The 24,879-nt window shown below is 43.0% G+C and carries 18 protein-coding genes and 3 pseudogenes; 15 read left to right on the top strand and 6 right to left on the bottom strand.

From position 1 onward, the window contains the following. Positions 1–136 precede the first annotated feature (136 nt). Together A8708_RS34070 and A8708_RS34065 are read right to left on the bottom strand one after the other, a co-directional pair. Entirely contained in the window at positions 137–1,567 is a 1,431-nt protein-coding gene (locus A8708_RS34070; protein WP_068671453.1) for an alpha-L-fucosidase, read from the bottom strand. Positions 1,568–1,592: 25 nt separating this feature from the next. Next, a complete protein-coding gene (locus A8708_RS34065; protein WP_068671521.1) occupies positions 1,593–3,620 on the bottom strand; it encodes a beta-galactosidase in 2,028 nt (675 codons plus the stop codon). Positions 3,621–3,819: 199 nt separating this feature from the next. Between A8708_RS34065 and A8708_RS34060 the strand changes: the two genes are divergently transcribed. The 5 genes from A8708_RS34060 (at position 3,820) to A8708_RS34040 (ending at position 10,734) form a co-directional block, all read left to right on the top strand. Further along, positions 3,820–5,487, top strand: a complete 1,668-nt coding sequence (locus A8708_RS34060) for an extracellular solute-binding protein (RefSeq protein ID WP_082927993.1) — start codon at positions 3,820–3,822, stop codon at positions 5,485–5,487. 88 nt (positions 5,488–5,575) lie between these two features. Continuing rightward, the gene (locus A8708_RS34055; protein ID WP_068671449.1) at positions 5,576–6,484 is read left to right on the top strand and encodes an ABC transporter permease; all 909 of its coding nucleotides are present in this window, start codon (positions 5,576–5,578) and stop codon (positions 6,482–6,484) included. A 19-nt stretch (positions 6,485–6,503) separates the two neighbouring features. After that, on the top strand, positions 6,504–7,373 hold the full coding sequence (locus A8708_RS34050) for a carbohydrate ABC transporter permease (RefSeq protein WP_068671446.1): 870 nt from the start codon (positions 6,504–6,506) through the stop codon (positions 7,371–7,373). A 37-nt stretch (positions 7,374–7,410) separates the two neighbouring features. After that, positions 7,411–9,147, top strand: coding sequence for a sensor histidine kinase (locus A8708_RS34045; RefSeq protein WP_068671444.1), 1,737 nt, complete (start codon positions 7,411–7,413; stop codon positions 9,145–9,147). Then, entirely contained in the window at positions 9,148–10,734 is a 1,587-nt protein-coding gene (locus A8708_RS34040; protein ID WP_068671442.1) for a response regulator, read from the top strand. 238 nt (positions 10,735–10,972) lie between these two features. Here the strand turns inward: A8708_RS34040 and A8708_RS34035 are convergent, their stop codons facing one another. Continuing rightward, entirely contained in the window at positions 10,973–11,788 is an 816-nt protein-coding gene (locus A8708_RS34035; protein ID WP_167355956.1) for an AraC family transcriptional regulator, read from the bottom strand. A gap of 1,084 nt (positions 11,789–12,872) precedes the next feature. Between A8708_RS34035 and A8708_RS35140 the strand changes: the two genes are divergently transcribed. Both A8708_RS35140 and A8708_RS34025 read left to right on the top strand, forming a co-directional pair. Further along, positions 12,873–13,010 (top strand): NADAR domain-containing protein, encoded by a 138-nt coding sequence (locus A8708_RS35140; protein WP_082927991.1) that lies wholly within the window; start codon positions 12,873–12,875, stop codon positions 13,008–13,010. A gap of 407 nt (positions 13,011–13,417) precedes the next feature. Next, positions 13,418–14,278, top strand: a complete 861-nt coding sequence (locus A8708_RS34025; protein WP_068671438.1) for a stalk domain-containing protein — start codon at positions 13,418–13,420, stop codon at positions 14,276–14,278. Positions 14,279–14,409: 131 nt separating this feature from the next. Here A8708_RS34025 and A8708_RS34020 read toward each other — a convergent pair whose 3' ends face one another. Continuing rightward, positions 14,410–14,802: a MerR family transcriptional regulator gene (locus tag A8708_RS34020; protein ID WP_068671436.1), complete on the bottom strand. Its 393-nt coding sequence runs from the start codon at positions 14,800–14,802 to the stop codon at positions 14,410–14,412. Between the two features lie 300 nt (positions 14,803–15,102). Here A8708_RS34020 and A8708_RS34015 point away from each other — a divergent pair, with 300 nt between their 5' ends. The 3 genes and pseudogenes from A8708_RS34015 to A8708_RS34010 form a co-directional block, all read left to right on the top strand. Beyond that, positions 15,103–16,083: an aldo/keto reductase gene (locus A8708_RS34015; RefSeq protein WP_068671432.1), complete on the top strand. Its 981-nt coding sequence runs from the start codon at positions 15,103–15,105 to the stop codon at positions 16,081–16,083. Positions 16,084–16,296: 213 nt separating this feature from the next. Further along, positions 16,297–16,416, top strand: a pseudogene (locus A8708_RS36695) (cupin domain-containing protein); the annotation flags it as partial. Further along, positions 16,407–17,115: pseudogene (locus tag A8708_RS34010) on the top strand (aldo/keto reductase); the annotation flags it as partial. The pseudogenes A8708_RS36695 and A8708_RS34010, both read left to right, overlap by 10 nt. Before the next feature lie 310 nt (positions 17,116–17,425). Here A8708_RS34010 and A8708_RS34005 read toward each other — a convergent pair. Continuing rightward, entirely contained in the window at positions 17,426–18,316 is an 891-nt protein-coding gene (locus A8708_RS34005) for a LysR family transcriptional regulator (protein ID WP_068671430.1), read from the bottom strand. A gap of 296 nt (positions 18,317–18,612) precedes the next feature. Here A8708_RS34005 and A8708_RS35980 point away from each other — a divergent pair, with 296 nt between their 5' ends. The 5 genes and pseudogenes from A8708_RS35980 to A8708_RS36690 form a co-directional block, all read left to right on the top strand. After that, positions 18,613–19,164: a cyclophilin-like fold protein gene (locus tag A8708_RS35980; RefSeq protein ID WP_204787697.1), complete on the top strand. Its 552-nt coding sequence runs from the start codon at positions 18,613–18,615 to the stop codon at positions 19,162–19,164. 74 nt (positions 19,165–19,238) lie between these two features. Next, on the top strand, positions 19,239–20,414 hold the full coding sequence (locus A8708_RS33995; RefSeq protein WP_068671428.1) for an MFS transporter: 1,176 nt from the start codon (positions 19,239–19,241) through the stop codon (positions 20,412–20,414). A 22-nt stretch (positions 20,415–20,436) separates the two neighbouring features. Further along, positions 20,437–20,568 (top strand): hypothetical protein, encoded by a 132-nt coding sequence (locus tag A8708_RS36935; RefSeq protein ID WP_275667951.1) that lies wholly within the window; start codon positions 20,437–20,439, stop codon positions 20,566–20,568. A 206-nt stretch (positions 20,569–20,774) separates the two neighbouring features. Continuing rightward, entirely contained in the window at positions 20,775–20,954 is a 180-nt protein-coding gene (locus A8708_RS36290; protein ID WP_204787696.1) for a hypothetical protein, read from the top strand. A 227-nt stretch (positions 20,955–21,181) separates the two neighbouring features. After that, positions 21,182–22,045 (top strand): annotated as a pseudogene (locus A8708_RS36690) (transposase family protein); the annotation flags it as partial. 142 nt (positions 22,046–22,187) lie between these two features. On the opposite strand, the gene A8708_RS33980 reads toward A8708_RS36690, so the two are convergent. Next, positions 22,188–24,879: DUF5018 domain-containing protein (locus A8708_RS33980; RefSeq protein WP_068671422.1), on the bottom strand; the 2,692-nt coding region annotated here is incomplete at its 5' end.

Raw genomic sequence — 24,879 nt, 5'->3', positions numbered from 1 at the left:
ACGAGTCTATGATGTAAGAGTCAAAACACAAATTACAATCAAACCATTTATCCCGAAACCATCCTGGCAATATAACTACCAGCGATTTCAGGATAAACTGAAAAGCGCGCACCGATTGAGTATCGGTGCGCACTTTTTATTTTTTACCGGTGCTGTAATATACTTCAAAAGCGGAAATGGTCGGACACCAGCGTGACTCCTCGATCACCAGCCTGATTTGTCTTGCCGTGGTTTCATCAAAGGTCAGAATACGCTTATAGCCAACAACCGTGCAGCCGACTGTCCGCTTCCATACTCCACCCTCTAGAACCTCTATACAAAGTTTCTCAATACGTTGACCGGACCCAATATGTTCTTTTAGCACGATTGTATCAAAGGTCTGGGGGATTCCAAGGTCAATGTCAATAACAACCTGTTCTGTTCCTTCATTTGGACACCAGTAAGAATCCTTGTTGCCATCAAGCATGCGCATTGCGTTGTGCTCCTCATCGAGAGATTCCGCTGCAATTGCGACAGCCCCGGAGGTAAGATTATGTTGAAATATCGTTCTGATCACTTCACCAAGCTCTGTCATGCGTTGGGCATCGTTCTCATGGATAAGTCCTCGTTTGTCTGGTGGCAAATTTAACAGAAACGTAGAATTTCCTCCAACTGATTTGTAATAAATATCAAGCAGGGTTTCAAGGCTCCTTACCTTGTCGTCTTCAGCAGAGTGGTAGAACCAGCCTGGCCGGATAGACGTGTTTACTTCCGCAGGATACCATACAAGCTTATCTTTGTATTTAATGGTTGCTCGGCTTCCCAGATTTTCGTCCCGGGAATTAGAGCGTTTGGAGAATTCGCCGTCGTCGATATGTTGGGACTCCTCTTGAATCTTCTCGCAATCCTTAAGCTCCTCAGGAACTACGCTCCATTCCGAATCTCGGGTATGGCCCGCTTCATTTCCGCACCATCGAACATCCGGACCACAGACGGAGATCACTGCATTTGGTTGAAGGCTGCGAATGACATTGTAATAGCCGTCCCAATCATAAACCTGCTTTAAGCCATTTGGTCCTTCTCCACATGCGCCATCAAACCACACACAGAAGATATCTCCATAACCGGTGAGAAGCTCCTGAAGCTGATCCTTGAAGTAGGTGTTATATACTTCGGTTCCATAGCGATTATCATGCCGATCCCATGGCGATAAATATACGCCAAAGGCCAATCCGCCTTTGCGACAAGCATCGGCTACTTCTTGAACCATGTCCCCTGCTCCGTCTTTCCATGGACTATTCTTAACCGAATGATCGGTATACGAGCTTGGCCATAGGCAGAAACCATCATGATGCTTACAGGTCAGAATGAGTCCTTTCATGCCTGCCGATTTGCATACCTCTACCCATTGATTTGCGTCAAATTCGGTTGGATTAAAAATGGATGGCTCTTCGTCTCCAAGTCCCCACTCCTTGTCCGTGAAAGTATTAACTCCGAAGTGAATAAAGGAATAGAACTCAAGCTCCTGCCAAGCCATTTGTCTTGCTGATGGTGCGATTTGCGCAACGTGTTTGATGCGTTCTGTCATATTAGTCTCCTCCTCATGGTAGAACTTAAATTAATACATCTGCTTCGTAGCCGCTAAGTACCATTACTTGATCGAAATGGCGACCCGTCAATAACCCCGTAGCAGGCTTGTTGAGCGAAATAGTTTGATCCGTGCCGGTCGTATTTACGAAGATGACAGAATCATCTTCAAGTCTGCGAGCGACTACGCCAAGTGGAGTAGTTGGCCCCTTGATAATACCCCGTTCTGGAAATAGTTGTTCAAGTAGCGAGCTGACAAAGGAAGTTTCTGCTGGAATAGCGACATAGATAGCTTCTCCCTTTCCGTATCGGTTTCTAGTGACAGCAGGGGACAATTCAAGCGTATTTGTAAAAGTGGCTGTTGCCTGGGCAGTGCGGACTTCGAGTATTTCATAATAATCGATCTCAGGAGTATGCTGCGATTCCCCGAGTTGAATAATCGGACGCTCACGTTCCAGCCTAAGCTCGGCTTTCTCCAATCCACCTGCGTTTTCTGAAGGAGTGTGGCTTCTGGTGCGTGTGAAGGCTCCACAACGGATGCCAAATACATCGCTGAGTTCTCCTGGTAAGGTTGTGTCGAAGACTTGATTATGTTCATTTACCTTAGAAGAGTATGCTGTCATGATAACGGTTCCGCCCTTCTCCACATAGGAACGAATAGCTGAGGCGGAGGCTTTGTCCATGACGGCATGACCAGGCACAAGAAGGATTTTGTAGTCCTTGCGCATATCTCGCAGATTCACGATGTTGCAGTCTAGATTAGCTCTAACTACCGAATCGTAAGCTTGAAGCACCTGATGGGTATAATCAGATTTATAGTAGCTGCGGTTGCCGGCCATAACCTTCAAGCTTTCATAGGAATAAGCGATGGCAATTTCCGGTTTCGTCTTTCGCGGGAAGCCATGGCTCTGCAGCAACTTGAATTCCTCTGAGAATTGTTTGAATTCGTCATACTTCCAGCCTGGAACACCGTCATGATCCAGCAGGCCGAAAATATACTGTTCTTCTCCCCCAAGCATAGAGCGCCAGGTCCACGCACAAACCGCCTGAGATCTATAAATAAGAGATAAATAAGCATACATTCTCATCGCTTTGCGAGGCGAGCCGTAGCCGCCAAAGTCACCTGTCTGAAATTCAAGGCACCATATAGGCTCGTCCAGCTCTCCGGTACGGTGATCCATGAAGAAGCATGCAGCAGTCAAAGCGCGTCTGTCTTCAGGGTTGGTACCCGGATAGAAACCGATACCCGGTAAATCCACGATATCCCGGTACTGCTTCAAGTAATCAAACCCGTAACCCGGATTTTCAGACCAGTGATTGGTCGTTTCTCGTGCACCCGGAGCTAATTTTTTGACAAGAGTGCTCAGTTTTTGCATGTAAGCTAACGTTTCGTCGGAATAGAAACGCCACATATCCAGAACACGCTCCGGAGCGCCTTGAACTTTGCCGGATACAGGGAGGACAACATCATGGAAGCTTGCCAGTTTGCGTGACCATCTTTGAGTGGTCCAGGCAGCATTCAGGTTGCCAATGGTTTCGTATTTATGGCGCAACCACTCAATAAATCGATTTCTTGCAGCAATGGAATAGGAGGGGGCACCAGAGCCAAGCTCGTTGCACAGACCGAAAGCATATAGCGCTGGGTGCTTTCGGTACCGGCATATTAGCTTTTCGGCGAATCGCAGCGCATATTCCTGGAAGGCCGGATGCCCGATATCCTCCATATAACGAGAGTGTGCTTCCATTCGAATGCCGTTTGTATCCGTGAGACTAATGTCCGGGTACTTCTTATGCAGCCAAGTAGGCGCAGGGCGGGTGGCAATATCAAGTACAACCTGGATCCCTGCTTCATGAAAGTGGTCCATAACCTCATCAAACCACTCAAACGTAAAATTTCCTTCGGAAGGCTCATAGCTGTCCCAACATAAATGACCGAGACGGACAATATTAAAAGAAGCCTCGCGCATTAATTCAATGTCGCGTCTCCACCGCTCTGTTGGCCAGTCATGCGGATGGTAGTTTGTTCCTGTAAATAACAAGTTGATCACCGCCATATAAAAATTATAAAGATACAAACTATAATAGATGCTGTAAAGTAAATAGGATATATAAAAAAAATAACCAATCATATAAGAATTTGAACTTAAAAAATACTGACTAAAATAGTTGCATATTTCTCTTTTTATTCGTATTTAATAGATTGTAGTGAGGGCAGTATACTGGAAATCAACCATACATAAGGAGGTCATGAAATTGAAGAAAAGATTTACAAGAAAAACGTCAATCGCCTTGATTGCAGTTCTTGCTCTATTGACAGCGGCTGGTTGCAGTTCAAATGCCCCGGATTCTAACTCAAAGGCAAATCAGAATGGGCAAGGAAACAACGGGAATGCGGTAAGTGAAGAAGCCACCATTACGCTGGGCCGTGTTGTCGGCTCTGATAACCAATTTAAGAATAAGGAGAGTATTGAAGATAACGTTCATACCCGATGGGCGAAAGAAAGGTTTGGAATCAACTTCAAGGTGGATTGGACCGTTGGTACGGGGGAGGCTTATACTACTAGATTACGGCTGCTTCTTAATTCCAATGACAAGCTTCCGGATGTGTTCACATTAAGCGACCCGACACTAGAGAATCAGGTTGTTGATTCCGGCAAGGTGATGTCAATTGATGAAGCGTTTAATAAATATGCCTCGCCTCGAATTAAGGAGCTATACGCGAAATATCCTGAAATCTGGAATACGGTAACCTATGAAGGTAAGCATTACGGTCTTCCGACGTTTAATGCTAACAGCTCATTCAGTGTCTTATGGATCCGTCAAGATTGGCTGGACAAGCTGGGTCTAAAGGCACCAAAAACCATGAGTGAAATGGAAAACGTCATGGATGCATTTGTAAATAAAGATCCGGACGGCAATGGCGTGAAGGATACCTTTGGCTTATCCGTTTCCCTGAAAAAAGGTGTATCGGCCGTTAAAGATACTTATATGGTTTCGAGCGACTTTATTTTCGGGAAAAAAGCCGTTCCGACTTACTGGACGGAAGCAGAGAATGGAACACTGCAATACGGATCTATTCAACCGATAGTCAAGGAAGGACTCGCGAAACTTAGCGAATGGATGAGCAAAGGTTATCTCGATAAGGATGCTGGCGTGCAGGATGAAGCGAAGGCAGCTGAGAGCTTTGTTCAAGGGAAATCAGGTATGGTATTTGGACCTACTTGGATGGCTACTTACCCGTTTAATGCCGATATGAAGTTTAATTATGTACCTGTGCCGATTCCTGCGGGCGTAGATGGAAATAGAGGATTTGGCAGTGAGCCTCAATCATCTGTTCGGTTCTATTTCAATAAGGATTTTAAATACATGGAAGCCTTCTTTAAATATCTGGATGCGATTATGGGACCTGGCTTTTATGATCCTAAATCGGAGCTCGCCAACGGTTGGGCGGAAGGCTACGACTATGTCATGGTTAACGGAGAGCCGGTGTATGAGCATGATAAAATTCCGGGTGGTTGGATTGACGTGAAGAAATATTCAATTTACGGCAATGATATCCAGACGCCTAAGAAAGAGCTTGAAGTCATGGCTAAACTGGGGCAAGGCGTTAAACCGGAGACCCCTTACGAGAAGTATTTCTCCGCAAGACCAAAAAAATGGGCTGATGCTGCTGCTGTTCTTCAAACCTATATCGATGACGCTGCGGTATACGATCAATTTACCGGGCCGCCAACGAAGACAATGGCACAAAAGGGCGAATTGCTTCGCAAAATGGAAAACGAGACCTTCTTGAAAATTATTTATGGGCAGGAGTCGCCTGACTCGTTTGACAGCTTTGTTGATAAATGGAAATCCTCAGGTGGTAACGAGATTACGAAAGAAGTAAACGATTGGTACCAAGCAGTAAAAAATAATAAATAAGTCAACGGCGGCAGGCCTTGCACAACAATTACATTGATAGGCCTGCCTCGCTTCTGCAAAGAAATCGAAGAAAGGGGCTGCACAGATCATGGAATGGAAAAAAGGCCGGGTAAGGTTCATTCGCCAGCTGCCTCTTCATTTGCTTATATTGCCTTCACTCATCTGTCTGCTTATCTTCAATTATGCTCCTATGGCTGGTTTGCTTATGGCTTTTCAGGATTATAAGCCCCGTCTTGGTATTATTCATTCGCCGTGGGCAGGACTTGAGCATTTTCGTTATATGTTTTCGTATCCGGACAGCGTTCAGGTGATATCCAATACTTTATGGATAGCCTCTCTCAAAATAGTGGCAAACACCGTGGTACCCATTGTATTCGCACTCCTTCTTAACGAGGTTAGAGCGATTGTATTCAAGCGCTTTGTGCAAACGTTCGTATATTTGCCTCATTTTCTGTCGTGGGTCATTCTCGGAGGTATCCTGACAGACGTCTTGGGCAATAAAGGTATTGTCAATCATCTGCTTTCCTTGACTGGCGCGGACCCTATTTTCTTTCTGGGGGATGGCACCTGGTTCAGAATTACGGTCATTATAAGCGACGTGTGGAAAGAATTCGGGTTCTCTACGATTATTTATCTTGCTGCAATGAGCGGAATCAATATGGCTTTGTATGAAGCAGCTGAAATGGATGGCGCCGGCCGTTTCAAACAGACGCTTCACGTTACTTTACCAGCGATGGTACCTGTTATCCTCGTTGTGAGTACACTTGCTCTCGGTAACATTCTTAATGCCGGATTCGACCAGATCTTTAACCTGTATAACCCGCTTGTCTACAAAGAAGGGGATATTATTGACACCTTTGTCTACCGGGTGGGTCTAATGGGCGGATCATTTAGCTTCGCGACAGCAGTCGGCTTATTCAAATCGGTGGTAAGCTTTGTATTAATTGTCGTGTCATATAGACTTGCTTACCAGTTTGGTAATTACCGTATTTTCTAAGTAAAGGCAGGCTGATCCTATGTATCGCAATACGCTCCGTTACCGTTGGTTTGCATCCTCAAATGCGCTGCTGCTTACGGCTATATCCATTTTATGTATCTTGCCGCTGCTTCATGTGGCTGCTGTTTCTTTCAGCTCGAGCTCTGCCGCTACGGCTAATCAGGTTTATTTCTGGCCTGTAGGATTTACAAAAACGGCTTATTTGAAAACGCTGGATAATCCCTTGTTCTTGCATTCATTGGTTTTATCCGTAGAGAGGACGGTTGCAGGCACCCTGATCTCCATGCTTCTTACCGTCACAGCTGCGTACACCTTGTCGCGCTCGTTCTACGGAAGATCTTTTTATTCTTGGTTTTTTGTCTTTACCATGCTATTTAACGGCGGACTCATTCCAACCTATATGGTAATTACCGGACTTCATTTGACCAATACGCTCTGGGCTCTTATACTGCCGTCGGCTGTAAATGTTTTTAATACGATTCTTATGATGCAGTTTTTTCGTGCAATTCCAAAGGAGCTTGAAGAGGCGGCGCTAATTGACGGGGCAGGTTATTTCAGATCCTTAGTTTCCATTTTTCTTCCTTTATCGCTGCCTTCCCTGGCTACACTGTCGTTATTTTCCATGGTCTGGCACTGGAACTCTTGGTTTGACGGATTAATCTATATGACCGATTATAGGCAATACCCTCTGGCTACCTTTCTGCAAACGATTATACAAAGCGGTGATATGCGAAATACGAATATCGATCCCGGACAGCTGCAGGCTCTATCGGAGAGAACCGTACGTTCAGCTCAAATTATAATTGGAGCGCTTCCGATATTGATCGTGTACCCGTTCCTGCAGCGTTTTTTTGTGCAAGGATTGACGATGGGAGCGGTAAAGGAATAGAATATAGAAAAAAATTGGGAGTCTGGAGCTATCATTAATGATCAATAAGGAACGTAGTCTCTTTACCAAATTGGTAGGTGCACTTATATTACTGCTGCTCCCCGTTTTATTTGTTTCTGTCTATTCCAACCGGGTTAATGAACGCCTGATTACTCAGCAGATCAAGGAATCAAGTACAGGCCGTGTATCCACATTGGCTGACCAGATCAACCATACTATTATGCAGATGGAAACCTATTCTCAAATGTTGATCAGAGATCCGAATGTCATTGAATTTCAGGATTTATCTTTATTGTCTACCAGTTACTATGAACAGGTTAAACGAAAAAAGATTATACAGGACAAGCTGTATTTGCAAAGCGCTTCGACGAACTGGATTAACGACATCACTGTGTATTCCCCCAATACAGGAGATGTTTTGTCAACCGTTCATGGTATTCGTTATGAGGCAGGACGTTTAGAGAGATTAAGCCGAGACAACTGGAATTTCGTATGGAACGACAGTGGGTCTGGTGATCGCGGCAGGGTCATACACCTGACGTATGAACCTCATCAGGGGACGGATGGCATAAGTAAAGCGAATTCCATCATTGAAATCAGCTTTGATATGAACGATATTGTTCGATTGCTGAATCAATTTCAATCGCAAGACAGCGGAGATGCTTTTTTTTACAGAAATAAAGATACTTATCTTGCGACTAATTCAATGCCGCCGATGCTTCTTAAGGGAGCTTTGTCGTTACTAAATGATTCCCTTCTGAATAAAGAAGGGAATATTGCCTTATATATGGATGGAGTCTCTTATTTAGTTGTGTATTCTAAGATCGTTTCATTCGATGGATATGTCGTTAATATTGTTCCTTTGCAAGATATTGTGATGCCGTTAAGAAGGACAAATCAACTAGGTTATCTTGTGTTGGGATTATTACTTATCGTTGGCGTCGCTATATCTTGGATGCTATACCGCAACGTTCAATTACCGCTTCGTGCCTTGATTAAAGGCGTACAGCAAATTAAGCTGGGGCAATACAAATCCAGAATTCCATTTCAGGCCAGCAACGAATTCCGGCTGATAATTTCTAGATTTAACGAAATGGCAGAGCAGATTCAAACTTTAATTGAAAATGTACTCGAACAAAAGCTTTTTGCTCGTGAAGCTGAGCTCAAGCAGTTGCAATCCCAGATTAATCCTCACTTCCTATATAATAGTCTGTCCTATGTAATCAGCATGACCAAGCTGGACAAAAAGGAAGCCGTGCTTCAGATGGCGTACCACCTCTCCGGTTACTATCGATATTCGACGCGAGTGGAACAGCAGCTGGTGGAGTTAGGAGAAGAGCTTAAAAATGCCGAGGACTACCTGGAAATTCACCGCTTACGTATGAAAAGAATTAATTACGCTATTCATGTGGAAACCAGCATGCTGATGGTTAGGGTACCACGTTTGTTTTTGCAACCCATAGTTGAGAATGCCCTCATTCATGGTATTGAAAACCTGGAGGCTATCGGTCTTATAACGATTAAAGGAAGTCGCAGCGACGGGGAGTACAAGTTAACGGTGGAGGATAATGGAGGAACCTTGACTCCGGAGCGGCTGCAGTCGCTGAGAATACGGTTGGTCACCAAGGTGGCTGAAGGTGCGGACAGCTGTGGACTTCAGAATGTTCATCGGCGGCTTCAGCTTCGATATGGCGAGGGGAGCGGACTACACCTATCCATTAATAAAGAATCTGGACTTCGTGTGGAGTTGCGCTGGAGAGAGGAGCCTGAATAGATGAAGCTGTTAATCGTAGATGATGAAGAGCATTTGGTCGAAAGTATCGCTGCCATGCGGGATTGGGAGACAGTTGGCATAAGGCATGTGCTTACAGCTAATTCTGGTAAACAAGCTCTTCTTGTCATGGAAGCAGAGGGTGCAGATATTGTCATTACCGATATACGGATGCCCGGGATGAATGGCATTGAATTAATTAAAGAAATTAAAAGCAACTGGCCGGAGACAGAGTGTCTGCTGTTAAGCGGGCATGCCGAATTTGATTATGCGCAGCAAGGGCTAAAGAACAAAGCTTCTCATTACTTGCTCAAGCCGGTGAAGGATGAGGAATTGCTCACAGCCGTGCAAGAAGCTACCCAAAACTTACAACGGGAGCAGGAACGTAAGCTGGCTTACCTACATTCCCAGTCTATGATTCATCTTAATCTGCCCGTTCTTCGATCCAATTTGTTGAACAATTTGATTCAGGGACGGGCTCTGCCTGAAAAAAAGTTACAGGATCAGCTCAGTTTGTACGGAATTGCAATTGATATGGATAGGTCTGTATCCCTCGTTTTGATACGACTCGAAGATCGGGGGCGTCGCTATGAGCCTTCAGATATGTCCATTATGGGGTACGCTGTAGCCAATATCGTGGAAGAATTGCTTATGGATCACCGGTATAGCTATTGGAACTGCGATGATTTGTATGGTCATTTAATGTTTGTGGTTCAGCCGAAACACAATGAATTTGAAAACATGCAGGCACTGGTTAATCTAGAAGATCATATGAAAAAGACCGTTAATGAGCTGCTTCATCTGACGATAACAGTAATCCCATCTCCTTTGGGCTCACTGACTTTCCAAATGGAAGAATTGTATCAGCGCTGTCTTGTAACTGTACGTGCACAAAGCGCTCAAGACGGTGACTTTACTTCTCGACTCGGAGTGGATAGTGCTAGGACATCTTCCCATGTAGTAGCTTCTTTGTATACACCTCCGCTGTTTCCTCACTTGTTGGAAGCGGGTAATTGGAAAGCGGCTAGCGGGAAGTTGACGGAGATATTGAGCGAATGGAATGAGAAGTACAGCGGTTCTAATGAGCATTTGACGGAAATTTATTATTCTCTCAAGTCCGCTTTTTCTTATTTCGTGCATAAGAATGGAGGACTTCTCGCCGATTATGGACTGCATGAGTCAACGGAAATAAAAAGCCCAGGCGAACTTGAGCACTGGGCCGTGAAAATGCTGAACAGACTTCGTGAGCAATTGAACACGGAGTTGACCTCTTCTCGGCATTTCATCGTTGCTGCCCGGGTTCACCAATTTGTGCAAGACCATTTATCGGAAGATGTGTCTCTGCAGGCTATCGCGGATCACGTGTATATGCATCCTACTCATTTATCCAAAGTATTTAAACGCGAAACAGGAGAAAACATATCCGAATATTTGTTCCGTTTGCGAATGGAAAGAGCTGTCTTTCTATTGAAGGACAGTCGATACAAGGTATATGAAATCGCAAGCATGTTGGGTTACAAGAACCCGACCTATTTTATTAAAGTCTTTAAAGAGCATATTGGAGTAACGCCGCAGGAGTTCAGAGAATAGTCGTGTTAAGGTTCTTGTAACAATGGGGCGAAATAACGGCACTTTTGCTTATAATCTTTTTAACCCTTTCCTACAGACAGCAAACGGCTATCGCTAATGCTATTGTTCTTAGCCAGGAAGATGCGCAGAGGCTAATGCTTACGCAGATCGTTATTTGCCTTTTCCTTATAGGCAGGCTACTCCCCTTTTACACTATTTTGGTATAAGGTACAATTTCTGATGAGACAGAACACTAGACCTAGTTAAGCTCTCTGTAATTCAGCGGCGTAATGGATTCGTTTTTGCGGAATGTGGAGACAAAGTGACTGGCATCTAAAAAACCCACTTTTAAAGCGATGGCTTTAACGGTGAGGTTTTTTTCATTAACTAGCAATTCTTTCGCCTTTTGGATTCTAAGGTGAATGAGATATTGGTAGGGGCTCATCCCCGTTGCCATTCGGAACAAGTAGTTCAGACGTTGGGGGCTAATACCGGCATATTCGGCTAGTCTGTCTAGTCCAAGGGACGTATCGGGATAATTCTCCTCCAAGTATCGGAATAATGGAATAACACAAGCAGTATGATGAGAAAAGGAGCGCTGGTTATCCACTTGTCCGGAGCGCTTTAGTTCCATCAGGAAGCGGTATACGAATGCAGAACCATCCATACTATTAAATTTAAAGTTGTCTCTTGCTAGATTCCGGCTTCTCCTATGCATTCCAGATAGTCTGGAAAGAGGATCCCAACTGATTGCAGTGCAAGTTGAGAGACCAAGGGAAGATACCAATATAGATGCTATATTCCCGTTGAACGTAATATACCAAGTCGACCAAGGGTAAGAGGTCGTGCTGTAACGGTGCGGAACGTTTGGAGGCAACAGTATGCCCATATTCGGACCGAGAATTATAGTTTTACCTTCACATTCAAATTTTCCTTCTCCGCCTGTCGTCTGCAGCCAATGATAACAGTGGTAACCATGAGGGCGTATGAATTCATCCTGCCATTCATTCCATCCTAATAGCTCGATATAGATGGGCAAAGTCCGATCAAGTGGGGTAATTAACATTTGCTTCATATAGTGTTCCATGGCATCTCTACTTTCATTTTTTTATATCATAGTTGTATTATATCTGTTTTTCCTTCTGTAATCTAAATTTATATAATTCATATATTTGATGGAAATGTGGATGGAATTGATGGGTTAATTACTGGAGAGTATTGATTATCTCAACATACATACTCCTCTTAAGAATATGATTGGTTTTTGGATAATGGATACTGATTCAATAGGTTTCTAATGAAGGATTTAGGTGGGGATGGAAAGCAGGTAGAAAATCATCAAACAAAGCTACAATTGCAAGAGATCAAGCAGCGTTAATAAGTGAAATTGAACAAGTAGCCGCAGCTACTGAATACGTATAAAATGGTAGAAAAAATAGCCTCACAAGAGTTTTCCAATATGTGGTCTAGGATTAATTGTGTTGGTGAGGGAGTACTTCAGGAAGGATTTATAAGGCGTTGAACTAACACGGAAAGTTAGTGCATAGCAGAGTGCTATTAATCACGCTGATCATCTCCCTCTAGCTGCTTAGAAGCTAACAAAAAAGACGCATTTTACAGCGCCTTTTTTGTTAAATATTTTATATTTTCGACAAGATTATTGAAACAAGTATTCCTAAAATTGATATCCATACAAAAACTGATTTAAATATACTTTTGATAATCGAGTCCTGACTTTTCAAGTCATTACCATGGTTTTCATGAATGGCTAAATCGATGTTTCCGATAGAATTAGATGAACCTTTAGAGCCTACTCCTTTGAAAAGCAAGGTTAATATTAGCAGAATTATAGAACCCATAAAAAGATAATCAGAGATTTGTTGCATTTTATTAACCACCGCCTTATTAACAATATTAGCATATTTTAACAATCGTGTTAAGCAATTTTTAACTTCATCGTACTTCAAACGTAAAAAGAAATCAGATATTTAACTTCATTAAAGTAACGTGCATTAGAGTGTGGTGGTAATAGGGTATTCATTAACGGTGAAAACCAACATTTTTACATGAATCGATTTTATTGGTAGACCAACAGTATCAATAATGTTACTCTTTAATTGGATAATTATGGATTACTTCTTTGGGGGAAGGTACAGATAATGCGTGATGCTATAATTGCTAAAGTTGATCAGCACGAAAATTTTGAATCGATTCTATTATCTACGGGCAATTGCACAATTATTGAACATACAATCAATGATTCTTTTTGGGGAGATGGAGGTAACTTTAAAGGTTAAAATATGTTAGGGAAATTATTGATGGAAGTCAGAAATAGTTTAGAGGGGTTATTTATCGGAGTGGAGGAAGAAGCAAACTTCAGAAGCACTAAAAGAATATGATGAATACTTTACACCTCCAGAAGAGTGGATTGAAGCAAGGAAAGTACGAGAAGCTATTAAAAATAAACTCAAAGAAGAAAAGTGAATTTCAATACTTGTTATGGTAAATTTCGGTGAACATTGCGCTTACAAAGAACGATAGCTGAATAGATTTACCTCGGCAGCCAGCCATTTCGATCGGCTGCCGTTTCCATGTTAACGGGCAGAATTTTGAAATGTATATCACGGTAAAAAAAGATGATATATGGGTATTTCGGAATAGATTAAGAGCAAAAGTGAGTAAAGATGGACAGGGGGAATGTTAAGTGAATAGATTTCGTAACTTTCGAACATTGATTATGGTGTTGGGGCTATTAATGTTTTCAGTTTCGTCACCAAGATATGCGGCTTCCGATGAGCCTTTTCGAGTGTTTGTCAACGGTTTCCAAGTGCTGTTTACCCAACTTCCAGTTTTGGAAGAAGGAAGTATGTTAGTGCAATTACGCCCAATCTATGAGAAACTTGATATTAAAATCGACTGGGATGAGACGACTCAGACGATAACAGGATCGAAGAATGCATTCCAGATTAGTATGACAGTAAATTCGACGGAGGCATCGGTTGATGGTAAGGCTGTTATAATACCGATAGCACCAAGAATTATGTATCAGAGCACATTTGTACCGCTCAGATTTGTAGCTGAAAGTGTCGGCGGAGATGTGACTTGGGATGAAAAGACAAATCACATAAATATCATCACCGATAAGGGCTATTATGTATTTTTAGCTGCAGCAAGGAACGATTTAAAGCAAGTGAAGTATTGGTTAAATAATGGGGGAGGACCAGATTTCAAAAATAAAAATGATGGTCTAACTACACTTAGCTTTGCAATACAACGAAACAACGTCGAAATGCTTGAAATGCTCTTGAAATCGAGTGCAGATCCAAATCTAAGTTTAGTAGGGTTCGGCGACTTTATAAGGCCGTTAATATCCGCAGTCTTCGAGAAAGATCCGAGGATAGTCCAACTCTTAATCGAATATGGCGCGGACGTTAATCATACAACCAGAGAAGGTACAGCTTTGGACACAGCTAAGAATTTACTGAAGAAGCAAACGAATAGTTCTGATAAACAAAATCTAGAGGAGATTATGAAAATTCTTGAAAATAAGATGAAGTCAAAATAAACTATACATATTTCTGATTGTTAACTTAACGAGGAATGTTAGTTCAGGAACTAAAACGTGAGGCTGCCGCGAAATTGGTCGGGCAGCCTCATTAAGCTATTGGGCAGTTTAGTTTAAAAACCGTGTTTCCATTACCATTTCCCAGGATTCGTGTTATCCTGGACAACTTGATTGATAATGTCCAAATAGTGATTTGCTTTTTTCTCCATGAACTTTGCTCTTAATTTCGCCTCCTCCAACTGAGCTAGGGCAGCATTTTTTTGTTCTAGAATGATTTCATAGCGCTCCCGAACGGTAGAATCACCTTCCAGACATAAATCCACATAGGTTTTGATGGATTCTACTGACATCCCACATCGTTTCAGATTTTTTATACCTGTAAGCCAATGAACGGATTTTTCGTCAAAAAGACGATTATTATTTTTGTCTCGCTGTACGTTTGGAACTAACCCTTTATCTGTATAATAGCGAACGGTATGTTCGGACAAATCAAGCAGCTTAGACACTTCCTTCACCGTATACATGTAAGCCCTCCTCTTTTTATCCCATATTCTGTTACACTTGATGTATTGACTTCGTGTTACTCGAAGGTGTTAGGCTAATAATAGCTCAAACGAGTTGAAATTGTAAATCCAATAAGAAAAGGGTATCACAGGGGATATTCAGTGACTCGACACAAAATATGGATTTACGTAGGAGGATAACAGTAATGGAATATACGAAACTGGGCAACACCGGCTTGGATCAATAAAGAATAAAATCAGTCAAATAAGCAAACAACATTTAATGGAAAAATTAACTATTAAATAAGGTAGGTGTATTCAATGGATTATGTGAAACTTGGAAATACAGGATTGGATGTCTCACGACTTTGTCTTGGATGCATGGGCTTTGGTGACACAAGTCGGTGGATTCACCAATGGGCGCTTGATGAAGAGAGCAGTCGTGAAGTTATCAGAAGAGCACTGGAACTTGGAATCAACTTCTTTGATACAGCGAATGTTTATGCAGACGGTACTAGCGAGGAATATTTAGGACGCGCTCTGAAGGATTTTGCAAGTCGTGATGAAGTTGTAATTGCAACGAAAGTTTATAATCGCATGCATGAGGGACCAAACGGTGCGGGGCTTTCCAGAAAAGCTATTATGAGTGAAATCGATAAAAGTCTAAAACGATTGGGAACCGATTACGTGGATCTTTACCAAATACATCGTTGGGATTACAATACGCCAATTGAAGAAACAATGGAGGCGCTGCATGATGTGGTAAAGGCAGGTAAGGCAAGATATATTGGAGCCTCGGCTATGTATGCATGGCAATTCCAAAAGGCATTATATGTAGCGGAAAAGAATGGATGGACGCGATTTGTTTCCATGCAAAATCATTTAAACCTCATTTACCGCGAGGAAGAGAGAGAAATGCTGCCGCTCTGCAAGGCTGAAAAAATTGGTGTAATCCCATATAGCCCCCTTGCAGGAGGAAGATTAACGAGAGATCCTAAGGAAAAAACGCATCGTTCCGAAACAGATCAAATAGCAAAACAAAAATACGATGCAACAGCAGATGCCGATCTACTGGTTGTCGATCAGGTTGCAACCATCGCAAAACAACGTGGCGTGTTACTTACCGAAGTCGCGCTTGCATGGTTGCTACAGAAAGAACCTGTAACATCTCCTATAATCGGTGCTACAAAAATGTCCCATTTGGAAGTTGCTATTTCGTCGCTTTCGATGTCGTTAACGCCAGAAGAAATTAAGCAACTAGAACAGCATTATGTACCTCATTCTATAGTCGGCTTCCAATAATTTAAAAATTTATTTATTTTGAAATTAACGGAATTGTGGAAGTTGTATGAAGAGGAAAAAACGAATTCAAGGATTTGGTTTGCTAACAATTAAAGCGTATGCAATTAAGATGAGGATGTTAATTGGTGAACTTAGTGATCTTGATATCGATGGAATCACAATACAACGATTAAAGGAATACTTAGCTAAGCAATTCGAACTCTTAAAGCCCAAACATTAATTGCTGATCCTAAAGTGAATGTTGGTGTTGGGAATGTAACCTTTGAACCGGGTTGCCGAAATAACTGGTATATCCATCGTGATGGATTTCAACTTTTATTAGTCTCGGAAGGGCATTAAATGACTTTGCGAAGCGCGATGAGATCGTCATTGCCACGAAGGTCTTTAATCGTATGCATGAAGGTCCGAACGGCGCAGGACTATCTGTATCAAATTCACAGATGGGATTACACGACCTCTATTGAAGAAACAATGGAAGCCCTTCATGATGTGGTGAAAGCCGGGAAGGCAAGGTATATCGGCGATTCCGCGATGTATGCATGGCAGTTTTTAAAAGCACTCCATACAGCAGAGCAGAATGGTTGGACAAGATTCGTAACCATGCAGAATCACTACAATCTCATCTACAGAGAAGAAGAGCGAGAAATGATGCCAATCTGTAAAGCAGAAAAAATCGGTGTTATTCCTTATAGTCCGCTTGCAGGCGGTAGGTTGACGCGAGATCCTCAGACAAAAACTCACCGATCGGAAACCGATCAAATTCAAAAACAGAAATACGGCGCGACCGCGGATGCGGATCGGATTATCATCGATCAAGTGGCAGCCCTGGCAGAAAAACATGCTGTTCCTCGCGTTCAAATTGCGCTTGCTTGGTTGCTGCAGAAAGATCCGGTGACGGCTCCAATTGTAGGCGCGACGAAAAAATCGCATCTTGAGGACTCAGTGGCGGCTCTATCGATAAAATTGTCGCCTGAAGAATTGGCTTCGTTAGAGATACCCTATGTGCCCCACCGAATTGTTGGTCATCAATAGGATTTCTTTTTTCGATAACACAGTTTGAAAACATGGGTGAGCAGATTGCTTAGAAGTAGTTACTCCTTTATTTAATGGTTTTCATAGGAAATGTTCTAATAATAATTAAGCCCCCAAGCCTATTTATGTTGGCTTGGGGGCTCTGTTATTAAAGCCTTCTCTACCACCTTTACCGAAACTGTATTGTTTACCGACAGATTGAAACGGCAGCCACTCGGTTGCTGTTTTCTACAACTCGCATGCTTACATCTTCTTTATCACGATCGAGTTTATAACTATAACCTGGATCACCTTCGTTCAACCTGATCATTCACTGAAATTTGGACTGAATTTTATTTAAAAACCTATCAGCAGCAGCTGAAAAGACCTGATGCTTTTTCCAAACCATATTTAAGCCAGATTGAAGTCTTGGCTCTAGCGGCTTGAAACAAAGGTTACTATCACTGGACGTATTCACGATTTTATCCAGTGTTACTGCATAACCAATGCCTTCTTCTACCATAATTGCAGCATTATAAGCAAGATTGTATGTGGCCACGACATTTAATTTATCAAAGTCATCGCCAAACCAATCTGCAAATTCATTTTTGGAATAGGTCATTTTCATAGCTTGTCGTGAACAGATTAACGGAAGGTTTATTATATCTGCTGGTTGAATGGCATCTTTGAGGGCAAGAGGGCTGTCTTTCCTCATCACAACGCCCCAAGTATCCTTTGCCGGGATATTAATATAATTGTATTTTGATACTGAGGCTGGTTGAATTAAGATTCCAAAGTCAAGCAGTCCCTTTTCAAGTCGTTCAGTCACATCATCTTCGTTTCCACTATAGAGGTGATACCGTATATTCGGATAGCTTGACTGTAATTCTTTCACTACCCGTGCAAGATGTTTCATTGCGTCTGTTTCCCCACCGCCTATATAAACATCTCCACTAATTGTCTCCTCCATGGAACTAAACTCTGTCTCTAATTTATCGACCATATCAACGATTTCTTCTGCTCTCTTTCTCAAGAGCATTCCTTCTTCTGTAAGCAGGATGCTATGACTGCTACGGATAAAAAGTTTTTTTCCCAACGTTTGTTCGAGATCTTTTAATTGTCTGGAAAGAGTTGGCTGAGTAAGATGTAAAAAATCGGCAGCTGCCGTAATGCTGCCTTCTCTTGCAACCGTAAGAAAATAACGTAAGACTCTAACTTCCATTTACCAGTCCTCCTATGTCACTTAAACGGCCGAATTCTGGCCATTTGTGATGATTGTTGCATCTTAAGCATCAGCCTGATCTTAACTATACATCTACAAGAAATGCCTTTCAAGTATATCTTGTTATTTGATATAGGTATTTGTTATATGTGAAAAGCACGCTACAATAAATACTAGCAGCAGTCTTAATTTTTGGAGAGGCTGGAGAGAATGAATAAATTGTGTCTTATTCACTGAACGCAGCACTTGCGCTGCTTGCCGTACATTTAAATTTAGACTAGGAGGGTAACAATAAGTTGAGAATAATATTAACTCTGTTTTTTACATTCGTGATGGCCTTTTCACTTTCAGCATGTGACGGTAAAGTGAAGTCCAGTTCTCAAAGAGATGATAATGGGACAATTAAGAAGACTAATGAACCGAATAATTCGGTTGCCTCACCTACTGCTTCACCGACTGTAGATAATAACGGTTCAGCGGATGTGAGAATCAAATTGGTATTTGATAATGAGGAATACATTGTAAAGATGAATGATAACCCGACAAGTCGAGATTTTTTGTCAAGGCTTCCGTTGACACTTATCTATAAGGAGTATGGCGGATTTGAAAAATTGAACATTCTTGATAAAGGATTAACTATGGAAGATGCACCGACAGGAAGTGATCCGGAAGTTGGAGATATCGGTTATTTCGCTCCGTGGAAAGATGTGAACATATATTATTCTGACTGGAATTATTCGAAAGGACTTATTAAATTAGGAAGAATCGAATCCGGTCTCGAAGAGTTTACTAAAAAGCTTAAAGACATGCATGATGATTTTACGGTAACCATTCAAAAAATGAACTGACTAGTTGTTCCTATAAAAAATTTGAGGAAACATTCCTGCCTAATTGTAAATCATTAAAGATAGGAGCTGTTTTTTTGTCCAAACGAAGTAATTTACATATATTTATATTGACCATAGGAGCTTTCGGCATCATTAATACGGAGATGGGTGTTATTGGAATATTACCCTACATTGCTGATTATTTTCATATCAGTGTGGCTAAAGCCGGATGGCTGGTAAGTTTTTTCGCATTTACGGTTACAATATCTGGTCCAACGATGCCGTTATTGTTTTCGGGGATAAATCGCAAGAAGGCAATGTTACTTGTACTTGGTATTTTCGTCCTAGGTAACCTTATCTCTATATTTACAACTAACTATGCTATTGCAATCATTGCCCGCGTAATTCCAGCGATCTTCCATCCTATATATTTTTCGGCAGCTTTTACTTTGGCTGCTGATTCTGTTCGGAAGGAAGAAGCTCCAAAAGCTGTTTCAAAAGTCTTTATTGGCGTATCTTCGGGAATGGTTCTTGGTGTACCAATCGCAAGTTTTCTTGCTAGTACAGTTTCGTTTCAAGTATCAATGGCATTTTTCGCCATCGTAAACGCAATAGTATTTATTGCTACACTAGTATTTTTCCCTTCAATGCCTGTTAAAGAAAGACTTTCTTATGGTGCACAGGTAAGCGTATTAAAAAAACCAATTATTTGGCTTTCCATTGTTGCTGTCATTTTACTAAACTCAGCCATATTCGGGGTATATAGTTACCTTGCTGAGTATCTAAAAACCGTTACGAATATCTCAGGGAGTTTAATTAGTTTAATGTTAGTCATATTCGGCGGGGCCAATATTATTGGAAACATTGTGGCAGGGAAATTACTCACTAAAAATGCCATAAGATCTGTAATAGTATTTCCTTTTATATTGGGAGTCATTTACATTCTGTTATTTTTATTAGGACAATTTACTTTACCTATGGCGATTATTATTTTAGTTTGGGGAGTATTGGCTGGCATAGGGGGCAATATTAATCAATATTGGATTACGTCTGCAGCGCCGAAATCTCCTGATTTCGCTAATGGATTATTTTTATCATCCGTGAACTTTGGAACCACAATTGGAACAGCGGTAGGCGGAATGTTTATTTCACAATTAGGAACACAATATGTTGTATTAGTGGGAATATTATCGTTGGTATTAGGGCTGGTATTTATTTTACTAAGAAACTATATGCAGAACCCTATAAAACACAAACTAGGGGGAATTTAGAAGTTAAGTTCTCTCTCAGTCATTGATAAGGTTGTACGCTGCTGGCTATGTTCGCGTAGAAGAAGTGGGTGTTCCGCAGTTGCCACAACCAACTGATGTCATTTTGAAAGTAGCTGCTGCCTGTATTTGCGGAAGCGATCTTCATCCTTTCTGATTTTGTTACTTGGTGTGATAGATACTTAGTATTGGTGTGATAGATACTTAGTATTTGAGGGTAACAATAAGATTAGTGGTGAAGAATTCTATTCTGCTAGTTGTGGAATGTTACATTCTTATACTGTTAACTCAAGGTCTACAAGAAGGAATAAAGCACGAAAGATCGTATACTCAAATACAACAACGATTAAGAACGGAATAAAAATGCCGATATTACCAGCAGATGATGTGGTAATAGTTTCTATAGTGGCATTAGTAGAAGCTCTCTCCAATGGCATAAACTGTTTTTTAATTGATATTTACAGAGATAAAAATAATATCAGTATTTTTGAAGAACGGGCGACCGAAATATTTGGAACCGAAAAGTATGGTGAATCAATTTAGTTTCCATTAGACATCTGTTTCTATCACAGGCAACACTTCATTAGAATCAGAATGCTGTCTGTCGGTGACCTAACCCTAACGAGAAACGAGAGTTTAATAACAAGATGAAAAGGCGGTTGATCCAATTGGATTAGCTGCCTTTTCTCAAGTAACGGGCAGATTTGCGTGGTGGTAACTGTTTCTTTTTGATAAAGTTATAATATCTAATCAGTCCTGAGCTAGATTGACTTGGACATTTTCTAGCCGAAGGCAAGTGGAATGAAGCGGTGCTGCAAAACAAAGTGAAGAATGAAGCGCTTCAACAGGTGGTTCAGATAGCCAACCAGACGGCGGATCCGCTGTTTATCATTCATGATGATACGATCTCCAAGAAGACAAAGTCTTCGTCACAGGCTACGTCTCCGATGGAACAGACTGGCTTTCATCATTCGCATCTGGAAGGTAAAGTCGTATGGGGACATCAGGTTCAAGCGACGGTCGTCCAAAGCAGCGACACCTCATTGATCCATTCCATTGACTTATACGAAGATCGATCACGTATGTGACATGGCCGTTACGCTTCCGATTCCGCCCTATGGTGGTTATGCACTGGTCGATTCCTGGTTTACTTGCGCCCGTGTGATCGACAGTTACGCCGCTGCGGGATACCACTTGATTGGCGGTCTTAAAACAAACCGGATCATCTATCCGCAAGGCATCCGCATTTCGATACAGGATTTTGCCGCTCATATGTACAAAGAAGACATTCGCCTTGTGACCGTGAACGAAACTTCATACTGGACATACCGATATGAGGGCGCCTTGAACGACATCGAAAACGCCGTTGTTCTTTTGTGCTGGCCGGAGCAAGCGTTTGACGAGCTTTTTTATGCACCGATGCCTCTTTGGATACGGAAACGATTTCGACTCTGGGCGCTACTTGCGTGGACACATTTGTACTGTACCACTGGCTTAGGGCAACTCTGTCCATTTGGCGATGGCTTGCGCGCCGTCCGCAAACAAGTTCAACTGGATCGCCTGCAGTTTGTCTACGACTGTGGTCAGAAAGGCATCCGTTCCATCTTATTCATGAGGGGTTTAAATTAGCTTAATCTCAATTGGATATTTCTGTATCCGTTTTTGCTCATTTATAGTTATACTTTCTTATATTTAAAAAAAGAGCCCTTGCGGGCTCTTTTCCTGACGGTGCTTAATCGTTTGAGTTATTTCCAAAAGTATTTCAAGCTGAGGAAATTAGATCAATTCGGATTGCTGAAGCAGTCTTTTTATGATAACTGCAACCTCAGCTCGCGTCACGCTATCAAGAGGAGCAAGTGTATTTTCGCTTTTACCATTGATCACTTTTGCTTGTATGGTGCTCGCGATTCTGTTTAGTGCCCAATCAGAAGCAGTATCTGCATCTTTATAAGCAAGTAGTATTTCGTCTTCAGATACCGAGGGTAGCTTGGCCTCAAGCCCAGTTAACGTCATCGCTCTGGCGATGATCACCATCGCTTGCTCGCGCGTAATGGTGTCATTCGGACGGAATGTACCGTCTTCAAAGCCGGTAATCAACTTGTAAGAGGCAGCCGTTTGAACGATAGCGCTGTACCAATCGTGCTCTGTCACATCCGAGAACGAGGAGCCGCTGGTTGCCTGAGTAAGACCTAGTCCTCGAACGAGAATAGCTGCAAACTCCGCTCGCGTAATCATTTGATCTGGACGGTATAAACCTCCATCTGTTCCATTGACTATCATCCTTTCACTCATTTCAATAATGTCTTGCGCTGCCCAATGCTTCGTTATATCGCTGAAGGTGATGGAATGCGATACCACGATATAGGTGTTGGTGGACAGGCTATTTACTTTGGCATAACGTTTGCCTTCTGCTACAACGATTTTGGTAGGAAGAGGGCGGTTGTTGCCATCTGATTCTATTGCCAGAATTGTTAGTGCGCTTGTCGAGGAGATAAGCTCAGGAATCACAAGGCGATGCTCAGTGTGAGTATCGAGTTTCGTGAGGTTCAAGATTGTCTCTCCATACTTGGCTTGAAGCGTAAAGGCAGTCTGGGCTGTAAGAGGTGTCGTTGTCCCTCCGCTCTGAATTGTGTTAGCTTCAGTGAGCTTAGCTTGAACTTGAATACCGATTTCAATTTTGATGTCTTTTAAAGCTGCGGATTCCCCTAGTTGGCTGCTTAAGGAATCGATGTTCATTTGCCCCGCAGATAGTGCGTATACGGCTTGCCCTGTGTTAAGCTCAATGCGTGCTTGATGTTGTTGCAGATCTCTAAGTAATTCGCCATCCAGACTGGCAACAATGTTATCAAAGCTTTCTCTAGCTTGAAAGGTAAGAACAGCACCTTTGCCTTCAACAGCGACAAGCGGGTCGAGCGTGCTTCGATTGGCGGAAATCGTTAATCGATTACTTCCGTTTACGCTGGTTGTTGCTCCTGATAAGACGGCTTTGTTATTCAGTAAGATGTCTGCGACTGTTCTCACGGGCACGTTGTCAGTTTCCGATGGAGAGCTAGGGACGACTACAGGAGGCTCCACTATTACGGTAACGGTGTACACCTGCGTCGATCCGTCCGCCGCGGTCACGGTGTAGGTTACCTGACTTGTAAAGTTCTGCGCCGTACCGCTAGTGGGAGAAATACTGGCTCCCGAGTGGGCGATGGTCGGCACAAGCGCCGTTACGTTGGTACCATGAGGAACGGTAACGGCAATGGTTTTGTTCGTTTCGTTAACGGTACCTGTAGCTGATGGACTCGCGAAGCTGAAAGCCGTAATGGCTTTAGCCGGGTTAGCCGCCACCGTTACGGTAACGGTGTACACTTGCGTCGATCCGTCCGCCGCGGTCACGGTGTAGGTTACCGGACTTGTAAAGTTCTGCGCCGTACCGCTAGTGGGAGAAATACTGGCTCCCGAGTGGGCGATGGTCGGCACAAGCGCCGTTACGTTGGTACCATGCGGAACGGTAACGGCAATGGTTTTGTTCGTTTCGTTGACGGTGCCCGTAGCTGCCGGACTAGCGAAGCTGAAAGCAGTAATGGCTTTAGCGGGGTTAGCCGCCACCGTTACAGTAACGGTGTAAGCCTGCGTCGAGCCGTTCGCAGCAGTCACGGTGTACGTCACCGGATTCGTAAAGTTCTGCGCCGTACCGCTAACAGGCGAGATGCTAGCTCCCGAATGGGTGATCGTCGGCTCAAGTACCGTCACATTGGTACCATGCGGAACGGTAATGGCAATGGTTTTGTTCGTTTCGTTGACGGTGCCCGTAGCTGCCGGACTAGCGAAGCTGAAAGCAGTAATGGCTTTAGCGGGGTTAGCCGCCACCGTTACAGTAACGGTGTAAGCCTGCGTCGAGCCGTTCGCAGCAGTCACGGTGTACGTCACCGGATTCGTAAAGTTCTGCGCCGTACCGCTAACAGGCGAGATGCTAGCTCCCGAATGGGTGATCGTCGGCTCAAGTACCGTCACATTGGTACCATGCGGAACGGTAATGGCAATGGTTTTGTTCGTTTCGTTGACGGTGCCCGTAGCTGCGGGGCTCGCAAAGCTAAAAGCAGTAATCGCTTTAGCCGGGTTAGCCGCCACCGTTACGGTAACGGTGTACACCTGCGTCGATCCGTCCGCCGCGGTCACGGTGTAGGTTACCGGATTCGTAAAGTTCTGTGCCGTACCGCTAGTGGGATAAATACTGGCTCCCGAGTGGGCGATGGTCGGCACAAGCGCCGTAACGTTGGTACCATACGGAACGGTAACGGCAACGGTTTTGTTCGTTTCGTTGACGGTGCCCGTAGCTGATGGACTAGCGAAGCTGAAAGCAGTAATCGCTTTAGCCGGGTTAGCCGCCACCGTTACAGTAACGGTGTACACCTGCGTCGATCCGTCCGCCGCGGTCACGGTGTAGGTTACCGGACTCGTAAAGTTCTGCGCCGTACCG

The organism is Paenibacillus oryzisoli (genome assembly GCF_001653565.1).
GTDB classification, from domain to species: domain Bacteria; phylum Bacillota; class Bacilli; order Paenibacillales; family NBRC-103111; genus Paenibacillus_E; species Paenibacillus_E oryzisoli.
The sequence above is the reverse complement of the archived record's forward strand: the minus strand, read 5'-3'. Positions and strand labels throughout refer to the sequence as shown.